At 45.3% G+C, this 13,325-nt stretch carries 12 protein-coding genes and 1 other annotated feature; of the genes, 10 read left to right on the plus strand and 2 right to left on the minus strand.

Going from position 1 to position 13,325, the window contains the following annotated elements:
* Nucleotides 1-47: 47 nt before the first annotated feature.
* The 5 genes from NKT06_RS13500 (at nucleotide 48) to asd (ending at nucleotide 4,954) form a co-directional block, all read left to right on the plus strand.
* Complete coding sequence (locus NKT06_RS13500) at nucleotides 48-1,034, plus strand: glycosyltransferase family 2 protein (RefSeq protein WP_253434927.1); 987 nt, start codon at nucleotides 48-50, stop codon at nucleotides 1,032-1,034.
* Nucleotides 1,027-1,416, plus strand: coding sequence for a GtrA family protein (locus NKT06_RS13505; protein ID WP_253434931.1), 390 nt, complete (start codon nucleotides 1,027-1,029; stop codon nucleotides 1,414-1,416). The genes NKT06_RS13500 and NKT06_RS13505 overlap by 8 nt, the downstream gene beginning before the upstream one ends.
* 57 nt (nucleotides 1,417-1,473) lie before the next feature.
* On the plus strand, nucleotides 1,474-2,346 hold the full coding sequence (galU, locus tag NKT06_RS13510; protein ID WP_253434934.1) for a UTP--glucose-1-phosphate uridylyltransferase GalU: 873 nt from the start codon (nucleotides 1,474-1,476) through the stop codon (nucleotides 2,344-2,346).
* A gap of 151 nt (nucleotides 2,347-2,497) precedes the next feature.
* Nucleotides 2,498-3,343: a class I SAM-dependent methyltransferase gene (locus NKT06_RS13515; protein WP_253434937.1), complete on the plus strand. Its 846-nt coding sequence runs from the start codon at nucleotides 2,498-2,500 to the stop codon at nucleotides 3,341-3,343.
* A gap of 79 nt (nucleotides 3,344-3,422) precedes the next feature.
* Nucleotides 3,423-3,699, plus strand: a binding site (T-box leader).
* 169 nt (nucleotides 3,700-3,868) lie between these two features.
* Complete coding sequence (gene asd, locus NKT06_RS13520; RefSeq protein WP_253434942.1) at nucleotides 3,869-4,954, plus strand: aspartate-semialdehyde dehydrogenase; 1,086 nt, start codon at nucleotides 3,869-3,871, stop codon at nucleotides 4,952-4,954.
* Nucleotides 4,955-5,120: 166 nt separating this feature from the next.
* Here the strand turns inward: asd and NKT06_RS13525 are convergent, their stop codons facing one another.
* Complete coding sequence (locus NKT06_RS13525; protein WP_253434945.1) at nucleotides 5,121-5,615, minus strand: MerR family transcriptional regulator; 495 nt, start codon at nucleotides 5,613-5,615, stop codon at nucleotides 5,121-5,123.
* Between the two features lie 170 nt (nucleotides 5,616-5,785).
* On the opposite strand from NKT06_RS13525, the gene NKT06_RS13530 reads away from it, so the two are divergent.
* Complete coding sequence (locus NKT06_RS13530; protein WP_253434949.1) at nucleotides 5,786-6,637, plus strand: aldo/keto reductase; 852 nt, start codon at nucleotides 5,786-5,788, stop codon at nucleotides 6,635-6,637.
* A gap of 122 nt (nucleotides 6,638-6,759) precedes the next feature.
* Here the strand turns inward: NKT06_RS13530 and NKT06_RS13535 are convergent, their stop codons facing one another.
* Nucleotides 6,760-7,728, minus strand: coding sequence for a bile acid:sodium symporter family protein (locus NKT06_RS13535; protein WP_253434954.1), 969 nt, complete (start codon nucleotides 7,726-7,728; stop codon nucleotides 6,760-6,762).
* A gap of 141 nt (nucleotides 7,729-7,869) precedes the next feature.
* On the opposite strand from NKT06_RS13535, the gene NKT06_RS13540 reads away from it, so the two are divergent.
* From NKT06_RS13540 to NKT06_RS13555, 4 genes are all read left to right on the plus strand, one after another.
* On the plus strand, nucleotides 7,870-8,340 hold the full coding sequence (locus NKT06_RS13540) for a DUF6376 family protein (RefSeq protein WP_253434957.1): 471 nt from the start codon (nucleotides 7,870-7,872) through the stop codon (nucleotides 8,338-8,340).
* Between the two features lie 315 nt (nucleotides 8,341-8,655).
* Nucleotides 8,656-9,411, plus strand: a complete 756-nt coding sequence (locus tag NKT06_RS13545; RefSeq protein WP_076211740.1) for an SDR family NAD(P)-dependent oxidoreductase — start codon at nucleotides 8,656-8,658, stop codon at nucleotides 9,409-9,411.
* A 496-nt stretch (nucleotides 9,412-9,907) separates the two neighbouring features.
* On the plus strand, nucleotides 9,908-10,705 hold the full coding sequence (locus NKT06_RS13550) for a sulfite exporter TauE/SafE family protein (RefSeq protein WP_253434960.1): 798 nt from the start codon (nucleotides 9,908-9,910) through the stop codon (nucleotides 10,703-10,705).
* A gap of 187 nt (nucleotides 10,706-10,892) precedes the next feature.
* Entirely contained in the window at nucleotides 10,893-13,274 is a 2,382-nt protein-coding gene (locus NKT06_RS13555; protein WP_253434963.1) for a polyprenyl synthetase family protein, read from the plus strand.
* Nucleotides 13,275-13,325: the final 51 nt, after the last annotated feature.

Consider the following 13,325-nt stretch of genomic DNA (forward strand, 5'->3'; position numbering starts at 1 on the left):
TAATGAAAATCTCGAACGAAGTCCATTGGAAAAAGGAGGGGACGAACATGGCTCACGCGTACCGATACAGCATTATTATTCCCATGTATAACGAGGAAGCGGTGATCGAAGAGACTTATCGGCGTCTGAAGAAGGTCATGGGCAGTACAGGAGAGAGCTATGAACTGTTGTTTGTCAATGATGGCAGCGTGGATCGAAGTGCACAGATGATCCGTGATTACGCCCGTTGGGACGAGAGTGTGAAGCTGATTGATTTTGCTCGTAACTTCGGACATCAGATTGCGATAACAGCGGGTATGGACTACGCAGCGGGGGATGCGGTGGTTATTATTGATGCGGATCTGCAGGACCCTCCCGAACTGATACTGGATATGATCGCCAAGTGGAAAGAGGGTTATGAAGTCGTATATGCCCGTCGCACCAGACGAAGCGGGGAAACTCGCTTCAAGAAATGGTCGGCAAGTCTGTTCTATCGTGTACTTCGTGCCTCAACGGATACGGATATCCCGGTAGACACCGGAGATTTTCGCCTGATTGACCGCAAAGTATGTGAAGAGATGAAACGTCTTCCGGAGAAAAACCGATTTGTGCGCGGGTTGGTCAGTTGGGTCGGATTTCGTCAGACGGCTATTGAATATGAACGGGATGAACGTCTGGCAGGCGAAACAAAATATCCGCTGAAACGCATGCTGAAGCTGAGCCTGGATGGCATTACGTCATTTTCGCATAAACCGCTCAAGCTTGCAGGATATGTAGGTGCAATCCTGTCGGTAGGCGGATTCATCTACATGTTAACGGTTATTGGTTCGGCTATCTTCACAGATTCAACGATTAAAGGATGGCCATCCATTGTGAGTATCATGCTGATGTTTAACGGATTCATCTTGATCATGCTGGGCATTCTGGGCGAGTATGTTGGCCGAATCTATGATGAGACCAAGGCGCGCCCACTATACATTGTGAGAGACGTGGTTCAGGCCGAGAGCCAGCAAGCGCAATCCCGATTGACAGCACGAGTTGCTCATCATGACTGAACGTCTGATTACACTTTTCAAGTTCGGTATTGTGGGTATTGCGAATACGGCAGTGGATGCGGTGGTATTTGCTTTACTCGCAGTGGTCGGTGTGCCGGTTCTGATTGCCCAGGTAATCTCGTACAGCTGCGGTGTTACGAACAGTTATTGGCTGAACGGCAGGTGGACTTTTCGAGATGCACGAGGGGGTAACGATAGAGCGAAACTTATTCGTTTTCTAATCACCAATCTCGTCGTTCTCGCGTTAACCACGCTGATTCTGATGACTTTGCACGATATGCTGGGTTGGAGTCTCGTGATGAGCAAGATTCTGGCGACCTTGATGGGGATGGTCCTGAACTATATGGTTAGCAGATATTGGGTGTTTCGTATAGCAACTTAGCTGCCCACAGTATGAAATATTAGTTACACGAAGCAAATGAAAGGAGTGTATGATGAAATGCGAATTAAAAAAGCAGTTATTCCGGCAGCGGGTCTCGGAACCCGTTTCCTGCCAGCAACGAAAGCACAGCCTAAAGAGATGTTGCCAATCGTGGATAAACCGGCTATCCAATACATTGTTGAAGAAGCAGTGCAGTCAGGCATTGAGAATATCCTCATTGTGACCGGACGCAACAAAAAATCCATAGAGGACCATTTTGATAAATCGGTTGAACTTGAACATTCTTTGTATGCCAAGGGCAAACAGTCTTTACTGGAAGAGGTACAGGCCATCAGCGAGATGGCTAATATTCATTTTATTCGTCAAAAAGAACCGCTTGGACTGGGGCATGCCATTGGATGTGCACGGCAATTTGTAGGAGAGGATGCCTTCGCTGTACTGCTCGGAGATGACATTATGGTGTCTGATCCACCTGCACTTGCACAGATGGTGCATCTCTATGAAAAGACAGGCAGCCAGATCATCGGTGTCCGCCAGGTAGACGCTGCAAATGTGAGCAAATATGGCATCATTGATTCGAATGGTGCAGAGGACCGGGTTCATCGAGTCACCAATCTGGTTGAAAAACCTTCCCTTGCAGAAGCCCCATCCCGAACAGCTGTAATGGGAAGATACATTCTGAAACCCTCCATCTTTCCCATTCTGGATCAGATCGAGAGAGGGGCTGGAGGGGAATATCAGTTAACGGATGCCTTGAAAGAAGTAAGTCAAGTGGAGGAACTGATGGCCCTTGAACTGGAGGGACGCCGCTACGATATTGGTGATCAATTCGGATATATTCAGGCGATCTTGGAGATCGGACTGATGCGCAAGGAATTACAGCCCATGCTGACACCCTATCTTCAAAAGCTTGCAACCCAGTGGGCATAGGAATTAATTTGTAGCAGAGGTCCACATCTGCTGGTACCAGAGAGCCTCTCCTTCGTACATGGTTCTTTCATAGAATCCAGCATTGTACAATGTTTCCAGTAACGCTACAATGAGCAAGTAGTTCAAGTTGCTCTTTGAGGAGTGAGAAATCATGAATGAAACTATCATCAGAGACCTTATTAAGTATATGGACGTGGAGGACAACGCAGTCATTCAGTACATTCAGACTGAGCATCGGATGAAACTGGGACTCTTTTGGGGAATCAAGGCAGGAAGCCGTGTTCTGGAAATCGGGTGTGGTCAGGGAGATACAACGGCCGTGCTTGCACATCTGGTGGGGGAGCGTGGGTACGTTCATGGTGTAGATATTGCTCCAGAGGATTATGGCTCACCGTTGACCGTAGGCGAAGCGGCAGCTAGGCTGCAGAGATCTCCGCTGGGTGATCGAATTCGAATGGATTATGATTTTGACATTTTAAGCGATCAAGTTCAATTTGCCGAGAATGAGTTTGATGTGATCGTACTTTCCCATTGTTCCTGGTACTTGAAATCGTTTGACGAACTCGCCCAGATACTTAGAAAGATCAGGACATGGGGACATCAGTTATGTTTTGCCGAATGGGATGCACGCGTTACAGATGTGAGCCAGCTCTCGCACTGGTTATCTGTTCTGATTCAGTCCCAGGTCGAATGTTACAAGGAGAACAGTTTCTCCAATGTGCGTACACTTTTTACACCGGAGGATATACAAGAACTTGTCACTTCGGCAGGTTGGAGGATCAAAGAAGAGGCTTCAATCCATTCTCCTGAGCTGCAAGACGGCCGGTGGGAAACAGAAATGACACTGGCAGAAGCACCTGCGGAACTGAAACTGCTTCCGATCCCGGACAAAGTAAAAACACTTCTTCTTTCCGAACTGAAATTACTCAGAACACATCAAGCCTCGGGGCCTGGGAGCCCACTGGGTACGTATGCAATTGTTGCCAACAAACAGTAAGAAATTAACGAGTAAATTTCAATATCCAAAAAAAATGTGTTTACTTCATCACGGTAATTTTGATATTATAATCGCAATATCAAATGCGACGAAGAGACGAGTAGATAAAAATCATTCTTTCAAAGAGAGCTCCGGTAGCTGAAAAGGAGTAAAGAATCTTTTATTGAATAAAGACTCAGAGCAGCACATCGGAACTTAGCATTAAGGGATGGTGTGACAGGCGCTCCTGTTACAGAGCTAGAGTATGGATGGTCTACAGCTTGCAATATGGTTGTATACCTTTACTTGAAGAGGCGGATATGGTGACATATCGGCGAATCTGGGTGGTACCACGAGAATTCAATCTCGTCCCTGAGACTATTGTCTTGGGGATGGGATTTTTTGGTTTTTTCGGGGCTGTGACTACACGCTTTGGAATTGCCTGAATAGTGTTAATTAGGAAGTCCATTTCATAATACGTTTTTTGTGAGTTATGAAATGGATCAATGAGAAGAATCACTTAAACCGAAAGGAAATGATGATTGAATGTCAGCAAAATTGAAAGTTGGTATCGTCGGAGGAACGGGCATGGTAGGTCAGCGTTTTGTGGACCTGCTCGATCAACATCCATGGTTTGAAGTAACAGCTATTTCTGCAAGCGCCAATTCGGCAGGTAAAAGATATGAAGAATCCGTACAGGGCAGATGGAAACTCGCAGTTCCTATTCCGGAAGCGGTGAAGAAAATCGTGGTTCAGGATGCTTCGCAGGTCGAAGCTTTTGCCAGCCAGGTTGATTTTATTTTCTGCGCGGTTGATATGAAAAAGAATGAGATTCAAGCGCTCGAAGAGGCTTATGCCAAAACAGGAACACCTGTCGTATCCAACAACTCGGCTCACCGCTGGACAGCAGATGTACCTATGGTAATCCCTGAGATTAACCCGGGACATCTGGATGTGATTGAAGCTCAACGCAAACGTCTGGGTACCAAAACTGGATTCATTGCAGTGAAACCAAACTGCTCGATTCAGAGCTATGTGCCAGCACTGCACGCCTTGCGTGAGTTCAACCCGACTCAGGTTGTTGCTTCCACGTATCAAGCCATCTCCGGTGCAGGTAAAAACTTTACGGACTGGCCGGATATGCTCGATAATGTCATTCCATACATCGGTGGCGAGGAAGAGAAGAGTGAGCAGGAACCACTACGCATCTGGGGCAGCATCGAGAACAATCAGATCGTCAAAGCTTCTGCTCCATTAATTACAACACAGTGTATTCGTGTACCGGTAACGGACGGACATCTGGCTACCGTGTTTGTAAACTTTGAGAAAAAACCAAGCAAAGACGAAATTCTGGAGCGTTGGTTGCAGTTTAAAGGTCGCCCACAGGAGTTGGCTCTGCCAAGCGCACCGAAACAATTCATTACGTATTTTGAAGAAGAGAACAGACCACAGACGAAACTGGATCGTGACATCGAACGTGGTATGGGTGTATCCACAGGCCGGCTGCGCGAAGATTCACTCTATGATTACAAATTCGTTGGATTGTCCCACAACACGCTCCGCGGAGCGGCAGGTGGTGCGGTTCTGATCGCAGAATTGCTTAAAGCTGAAGGATATATCCAGCCGAAATAAGTATCAAAGAATCATGAACAGTAGCAGATTTCTGCAAAGAATGATTAGATGAAAACCATCACTCGTTGATGGTTTTTTTTGTGGGCTATATCAGAAAACGGAGTGGAGTCATGGAGGGGTATGAAATATGTAAAGTGAAAAACGCCGACAGGATCGTCAGCGTTATTTACTGCGCAGCTGTAGGACATTGACTCGAAGCTTCAGTTTCAGGAAGAATACGATTTTTTAGCCGAGAAGCCGGACAGCTGCCTTCTTCGTCACGCTTGGTTTCCCAATTGACCGGGTTGGTCATATCCGGGATGCGCTGCTCCAATATGGCCTGATATTGACGTGCTTTCTCTTCCAAATGGGCTACGCGGCTCTTGGCCTCTTCAAGCTGAATCAGCGCTGCTTCCTTATACTCCATCATAAGTGCGAATCGCTGCGAAACGGTTGAATCACCTTCGAGGCAGAGATCGACGTATGTTTTAATATTTTCAATCGGTAAACCTGTCTGCTTGAGGCATTTGACGCCATGTAGCCAATTGATGGATTCTTCATCAAACACCCGAATATTATTTTTATTGCGTTGAATGCTTGGAACCAAGCCTTTATCCGTGTAAAAACGAACAGCATGCTCTGTGAGTCCCGTAAGCTGGGCAGCATCCTGGACAGTATACATAATATGTAATCCTCCTTGTAAAAAAATATTAGAGCGCTTGACTTCGTGTAACACGAAGGAGCTAGGGTTATTGTAACGCAAGTCGGACGGAAGTGGAATCCCGCTTAGTTGCAGGATTCCAGCATACCTAGCCGGTTGCGATTCACAATTGAACCTTAGGAGGAGTTAATATGCAATTGGTAACCTTAAATAATGGAGTGAAAATGCCGATCATCGGCTTTGGTGTCTATCAAGTTCCCGATGCGGATGAATGCGAGAATACGGTATATGAAGCATTGAAGGCCGGTTACCGCCTGATTGATACCGCCGCCGGATATCTGAACGAAGAAGCGGTTGGACGCGCAATCAAGCGTAGTGGTATAGCACGGGAAGAACTGTTCATCACGACCAAACTTTGGATTCAGGATGCCGGATATGAAAGTACCAAGCTGGCGTTTGCCAAATCGTTGAGCAAGCTGCAGCTCGATTATCTGGATATGTACCTCATTCATATGCCCTTTGGTGACTACTACGGCGCGTGGCGCGCGATGGAAGAACTGTACCGCGAGGGCAAGATCAAGGCAATTGGCGTCAGCAACTTCCTGCCAGACCGTCTGATGGACCTTATTGTTCATAACGAAATTGTACCTGCCATCAATCAGATCGAAACACATCCATTTCAACAGCAGGTTGACAGTGCTGCTTTCATGAAAGAACAGGGCATACAGCACCAGTCATGGTCACCGTTTGCCGAAGGTCGCAATCATCTGTTCAGCAACGAAGTGCTGGCCTCCATTGCGGAGAAACATAACAAATCCGTCGCCCAGGTTGTACTGCGCTGGCTTGTGCAGCGGGACGTCGTTGTTATTCCCAAATCGGTACGCAAAGAGCGGCTTATGGAGAACTTTGATATTTTCGATTTTGTACTGAGTCCGGAAGAGATTGCAACCATTTCCACGCTGGATACCAAGGAAAGTCTCTTCATGAAGATTGACGACCCTGAAGTTGCCAAGATGCTGGGGAATATGAAAGTGGATTTGTAAACCCAGAAAAGAATGATTGGGTTACGAAACGTTAGCAGTATCGTAGCCATATTAGTAATCATAGCAACTCAAATCAAAACGCCGACAAGCATGTCGGCGTTTTGTAATCATCCAATATTTTGTTAGGCGGCAGATGTCTTATCTGACTTATGCAGAAGTTGAGAGCGACGACCGAGCAGATAACCTGTCAGGGAAGCGAGCATCTGTTGGAATACCATGCCGAGCACGACGGGAACAGCAACGGGTGGCGGAAAATACGAAACTGCGAGTACTGCGCCTGCGCTGATATTACGCATGCCTCCATTGAACACCAGAGCGACCTGATCGGCCTCATTCCAGCCCAACAATCGAGCAATAAAGTAACTTAGTGCATAACCGAATGATGCCAGGAAAATAATGATGACCGCAAGTCCAGCCAATTTCCAGTTGAAATCGGCCAAGTAAGGGGCAACAACAGATCCGTTAATTGCAACGACAGATGCCATAAACAATTTGGATAATGGATTCAATCTCGGTCCCCAGACCGGGACAATGGCGCCTTTGGTCCACTCATTCAAAAGCATACCGAGCAGGGATGGCACCACAATCATCCAGAACAGACTGCTCATCATGGCTGCCGTATCCAGTGTAACACTGGTGCCAATTAACAGGGACAACACTCCGGGCACTACGAAAGGAGCAAGCATGGTATCAATCAGGATGATGGAAAGCGTAAGTGCGATATTGCCCCGATAGATGCTGACCCAGATGAAGCTGCTTATTCCTGTGGGTATAACGGCTGCCAGAACCAGACCCGTTATGGTGTACGCATCAGTAGGGAAAACCAGATGACCCATACCGAGAGCTATTAGAGGCATTGCCAAATGCAAAATAAACAGACATACAAACAAGGGGATCGGCTTCTTCAGTACGTTTACAAAATCCCGTATCCCAAGACTAATGCTTCCAGCGAACGTCATGAATGCAAAGAGCCAAGGAGATAAAAAGGTATAAGAAGAAAGGAAACTCCCGCATAACACGCCAATAATAATGCTGATTGGGGTAATCAGTGGCATGAAGCGGTTCAAGCGTTGGTTCAAGGCTTGAAGCATAATCATGACATCCCTTTACCGTGTGATTCTATTATTATACATGTTAATAACGCTGACTGCAGACCCATTTGCAATGAAGCAGTTTGAACAGGTATCATGGACTTGGAACAAGGATTTCGAATAGGAGAAGGGGAGATGATCATGTTCATAAGAAAAAGAAAGCACACATTAATGATGACAGGCCTTATCGCATCAAGTATTCTTTTGATTTCGGCCTGTTCTGTCGTAGAACAAGCCAATGAAAGTTTAAATTATGTTAGTGGGGCTACTGATTATATAGAACAGGTATCAAACGCCGGGGCTGATCTGCAAGAGCTCGCATCGGGTGCGGTGAATAATCCGGAGATAACCACTCAGATTCAGGAGAAAATCGATCTGATCCAAGCAGAAGCAAGCGAATTTTCTCAGCTGGCTGCTCCTGCGATAGGAGAGAGCATTCATGAAAATCTGGTCAGCTACAATACGCAATTAACGGAAGTTGTGGACAATTTCGAGAATACGATAGCGGAGCAAGGTTTTACGGCAGAAAATTGGGAAAAGACGGGCATTCCTGAGTTGATCACCAACATTAACAACTTGAAAGATCCGCTGAGCGGACTTCAGGGTGAATAAGCTGAATGAATTTCAATATGGAGTGAATTCAGTTTGAAAATCTCATATTTTATAAGGGCGGGATATCGGAGTGAATGAATCACTGATATCTTCGCTTTTTTTATTTTCTGAAAACTCATGCATATTTAATGTGTTAGGAGCTAGACTAATACGAAATAATCATGAGATAGAGATGACATTTAAAACATAATCGAGTAAGAGATGCTCTATGGTTTGACAAGCCTGTAACAGGGGCGTATGATGAACATATAAGTTAATTAAATATAGTTACTTACTATAAGTTATAAAAATATTTTGCCAAAGGAGAACTGAATCATGACGGAGCACAATGGAAAAGTAATCATTATTACAGGTGGAGCCAGTGGTATTGGTAAAGAAACAGCACTTCAACTTTCGGATCAAGGTGCGACTATTGTTGTCGCTGACTATAATGAAGACGGAGCGAAGAAGCTTGCGGCAGAGATTGAAGCAGCAGGCGGAACAGCGGGCGCATACAAAGTGGATGTATCCAAAGGAGACGAGATCAAAGCCCTGATCGACTGGACCGTAGAGCAATATGGTACGTTAAGCGGTATTTTCAATAACGCAGGCATTGGACTTGTGAAGCCATTTCTGGAGATGGACCCGGAATCTTATCACAGAGTCATTGATGTAGATCAGCACAGTGTATACTATGGCATGTATTATGGCGCGAAAAAAATGGTTGAATTAAATGTACAAGGTACCATTGTGAATACGGCTTCGATCTATGGAAGTGTTGCTGCAGTAGGCAGCTTCAACTACAATGCAGCCAAGGCTGCTGTTGTTATGATGTCCAAATCCGGTGCACTGGAACTTGCGGAGCATGGAATTCGTGTCGTTGGTGTAGCTCCTGGCTTTATCGAAACACCGATTCTGGGTGATGACCAAGCCATGAAGGATGCGCTTGCTACTCAACATATGCGTGGAGAGCTTATTCAACCAGAAAAAGTAGCCAGTGTGGTTACATTCCTGTTCAGTGATGCAGCAAGCGCAGTGAATGGGACAACTGTAGCCGTAGATGATGGATTCCTCAGCTTCAAAACCAAATAAAATAAAGTAAGTAACCCTTTTAAAATGAAGGGAGCTCATCTTAAAAAACAGAAAAAACGGTGCAGAACGATTTATTCGTTTTGCACCGTTTTTGTATTTTCATTATAAAGTAATCGTGGCATATGAGAGGGAAATAAGTTTGTCGAATTATCCCGAAAATTTAGAGATCGTGATACAATTAACAAGGCTATAGCTTTTTATCATTTTGTGGTGTCATATACAATTCGAACTCCCAGAGAGCCATAGCTCTCTTCTTTGTAATGACATTGATGACAGGTTTTGGTTGAACATAACGCATCGTTATGAACTTGTAATTTTTCGTTGCAATGTGGACATTTATTTTCAAAAAGAGTCTTCAACACGTTAAACATGCTTAATCACTCATTTCGGATTAATTTACTTGGTTTTCATTATAACGGATTATATTCGCCTTGTATAGCACTTTTGAGTGGTATCGAAATGAGATTTATATTGCACGAAAGGAAGCGCATAACCGATGGATCTTCTGCTTTTTGTCATCATGTTTATACTCGGTCTGGTCGGTTCATTCTTCTCCGGTTTGTTGGGTATTGGTGGGGCCATTATCAATTATCCGCTACTGTTATATGTTCCATCCTGGATGGGACTGGAGCCATTCTCAGCACATGAGGTATCGTCGATTAGTATGTTTCAAGTATTTTTTGCTTCACTTGCCGGTGTGATTGCATTCCGGAGAAAAGTAAAAACGGGTAGAAGTGGTGGGGCGATCGTTCACCGCGGATTGGTGCTGTACATGGGCTCCAGCATTCTTGCTGGCAGTCTAATCGGCGGGTTCATCTCAGGTCATCTGGACGGAAGGGTTATTAATCTGATCTATGGCATTCTGGCCATTATGGCGATTGTGCTTATGCTGATTCCCGGAAAGGGAAAGCTCGATACCTCAGCTCCACTGGTGTTTAACCGATGGATTGCAGCAGGCACTGCTTTTGCAGTAGGCATTGTATCAGGAATTGTTGGGGCAGGTGGTGCCTTTATCCTTATTCCCATCATGCTGACGATTCTCAACATCCCCGTGCGAACGACGATTGCTTCTTCACTGGCGATTGTATTTATCTCCGCCATTGGCGGCGTGATAGGGAAAATGACGGGTGGAGACATTCCGATGGAGCCCATCATCTACACGGTGATCGGCAGTATGCTGGGGGCATCCCTTGGTTCAAAGGTTAGTTCGATGATCAATGTGAGGGTACTTCGGTACGCATTAATCGTACTTATCGCCATCACAGCGGTCAAAGTCTGGTCCTCCATTCTGTAAAATCATGTACGTAGGAATGAACAGTGACGATTTCGTAACCAAACGGGTAGATCGCCGTATAAAGGTTATGAACATGAGCTGACGCGTTGGGTACACCATCAAATGAGTTCAGTTTTCGTCCATGGAGCACCTCATCTCCTTTCATGGATACATGTTTAACATTAATAGAAGTTGAGGTATCCACCCTATGAATAACGTACTTACAAAACAGGCTGATGCAGGATATCGGCTAGCTGAGCAGAAAGCATCTCAGTATTTTACTACTCTTAGGCAGCAACTTATAGATAATACGTATACAACAGCACTTATCCAAGATATTCATCTGTGGCAAAAAAAACATATTCATCGTTTTGCCTGGCTTTCTCTTTTATCACCAAGCAAAAGAAAACCGGATACCCGGGATGTTCATAGATATATCCACTGGCTGAATACGACAGGAAAACTGGATGATTACCTGGATCGGAGTATCTCCTATATTTATATGCGAGATCTGGGGCAAGCCCTTGATTCTCCAGATACGCAAGCCCGAATTCAGCACGTTGTCCAGAATACCAAAAAATACTTTATGGGCTCTGCCACTGGGCGAAAAGGTCAGCCCGATTATATCAGTCTTGCTGCGTTGTACCGGTGGGGACAGAAGGAGCACATTGAAACGGCTGTTATCTGGGTGATGGACAAATTAAAGAATGTAGCATCCAACATTCCGAAGGAGCTGGATGCAGAGCAGGCGCAGCGGAAGCTTATCAAAATTATTCTTGGCGTGGTTCTTCATGTGGACGATGAGATGAATGAGCAGACCCCACCTGAGGAACGGGCGCGGAGATTTGATGCGGCGATCAGACTCGGTTATTCCTACGGTTTGACGTATCCATTTGTGGATGACCTGTTGGATTCTCAAGCTTTGACGGTTCAGGAAAAGGAACAATATTCACTGATGATACGCGATGCACTTCTTACCGGGGTTGTACCTGATCTGGGAGAGTGGAAAGGCAGTAACCTTGAAGTGATTGAATATGTGCATTCCGAGCTTCGGGAAGCATTTGAGTACATCAAGAACTACCAGCATCCAGAGAAACAGCGCACATTCTTAGAGCAATCTTATGTTTTCTTTCAGTCTCAAGAGATTGATCGCAACAAGAAATTAGCCAATGCAAATTATACCAATGAAGAATTGTACATTCCGATTATTATCAAATCTTCGTCTTCCCGATTAATCGTCCGGTCTGTTCTCAGTGCACCAGAGGATGAAGGATTCGATCTGCGGACGTTCTATTACGGGATATATAATCAGCTGGCAGATGATTTTGCCGATATGTTTGACGATATGGAAGAAGGGGCTGTAACTCCTTATACGTACTATTTGAAGTATCGTGATTTGCGCCCTGATCTGATTAATCCATATGAATTGTATTGGGCAGTCATCTCTCACCTAATCCATGATGTATACAACTCGGACGTCAAGACCCGGGAGGTCATACTGGATCGTGCTATAAACGGTCTGAAGCGATGTAAAGAACGGTTGGGGCAGCAGAAATATGATGAAGTGATGACGATCTTTGCCTCTGGGCAGCCTGAATTCAATCAATTGGTTCAAGAGATGGTGAGAAAAGCAGATGACGTTGATTTCCTCGATAAATTGTTACGGGATCAGGTCGTGCTTCAATTGAAAAATGACAAGCAGGAGAAAGAGGACTTCAAGCAGACCATTCGAACAGTTCGCGAACAGATTAATGTAGAGTTGCAGATTTCGAAGCCCGGTGGACTTCATGAGATGAAAGAAACGCTGATCGATGCAGCCAATTATAGCTTGCAGGGAGACGGAAAGAGGTTACGCCCCATATTAACCTGGGTTATGGGCGTGCGCGAGTATGGACTACCCGAATCATCTATTGTTCCGCTGCTACGATCGCTGGAGTACATGCATACCGCTTCCCTAATCTTTGATGATCTGCCTACGCAGGATAATGCTTCGACAAGGCGTGGACGTTCTACTCTGCATCAGGTACACAATAGCGCCACAGCAGAGCTTACGGGTCTGTTTCTCATTCAGAAGGCGATCGGAGAGCAATCCTCATTGAATCGCTTTGATGCGGCAACCGTGCTTACTCTCATTCGATATTCGGCTGAAAAAGCAGAGGATATGTGTATGGGGCAGGCAATGGACCTGAATTCCAAAGGCAAGGTATTAACGCTTGAGCAGTTGAACATGATCTGTTTTTACAAAACAGGTATTGCCTTCGAAGCTGCACTGGTCATGCCAGCCATACTTGCTCAAGTGAAGGAACCGGAGATGGCTACGCTGAAAAAGTTCGCTTATCATGCGGGGATCGCCTTCCAGATCAAGGATGACTTGCTGGATTTCGAGGGAAATGACCTCATTCTCGGGAAACCTGCAGGTCAGGATGAGCGGAACAACAATTCAACCTTTGTATCCATTCTTGGTGATGAAGGCGCGAAGAAAGAGATGTGGGAGCATTATTGTCTTGCTACAGATGCATTAAACGAGATGCCAAAACCGATTTCATTTTTGAGACATTTATTGGATTATCTTGTTGGTCGTGAGCGCTAACCCATTTTTCTAGCGATTCATTATTGCATATGACTTATAATGATATATACT

The sequence above is a fragment of the Paenibacillus sp. 1781tsa1 genome (assembly GCF_024159265.1).
In the GTDB taxonomy this organism is placed as follows: Bacteria; Bacillota; Bacilli; order Paenibacillales; family Paenibacillaceae; genus Paenibacillus.

Excerpts from the sequence above, each read along its gene's own strand:
- NKT06_RS13540 (WP_253434957.1), top strand. The coding sequence starts at position 7,870 with ATGTTCATAAGAAAAAGAAAGCACACATTAATGATGACAGGCCTTATC.
- NKT06_RS13515 (WP_253434937.1), top strand. The coding sequence starts at position 2,498 with ATGAATGAAACTATCATCAGAGACCTTATTAAGTATATGGACGTGGAG.
- NKT06_RS13550 (WP_253434960.1), top strand. The coding sequence starts at position 9,908 with ATGGATCTTCTGCTTTTTGTCATCATGTTTATACTCGGTCTGGTCGGT.
- NKT06_RS13525 (WP_253434945.1), bottom strand. The coding sequence starts at position 5,615 with ATGTATACTGTCCAGGATGCTGCCCAGCTTACGGGACTCACAGAGCAT.
- NKT06_RS13555 (WP_253434963.1), top strand. The coding sequence starts at position 10,893 with ATGAATAACGTACTTACAAAACAGGCTGATGCAGGATATCGGCTAGCT.
- NKT06_RS13530 (WP_253434949.1), top strand. The coding sequence starts at position 5,786 with ATGCAATTGGTAACCTTAAATAATGGAGTGAAAATGCCGATCATCGGC.
- NKT06_RS13545 (WP_076211740.1), top strand. The coding sequence starts at position 8,656 with ATGACGGAGCACAATGGAAAAGTAATCATTATTACAGGTGGAGCCAGT.
- NKT06_RS13505 (WP_253434931.1), top strand. The coding sequence starts at position 1,027 with ATGACTGAACGTCTGATTACACTTTTCAAGTTCGGTATTGTGGGTATT.
- NKT06_RS13500 (WP_253434927.1), top strand. The coding sequence starts at position 48 with ATGGCTCACGCGTACCGATACAGCATTATTATTCCCATGTATAACGAG.
- asd (WP_253434942.1), top strand. The coding sequence starts at position 3,869 with ATGTCAGCAAAATTGAAAGTTGGTATCGTCGGAGGAACGGGCATGGTA.
- galU (WP_253434934.1), top strand. The coding sequence starts at position 1,474 with ATGCGAATTAAAAAAGCAGTTATTCCGGCAGCGGGTCTCGGAACCCGT.
- NKT06_RS13535 (WP_253434954.1), bottom strand. The coding sequence starts at position 7,728 with ATGCTTCAAGCCTTGAACCAACGCTTGAACCGCTTCATGCCACTGATT.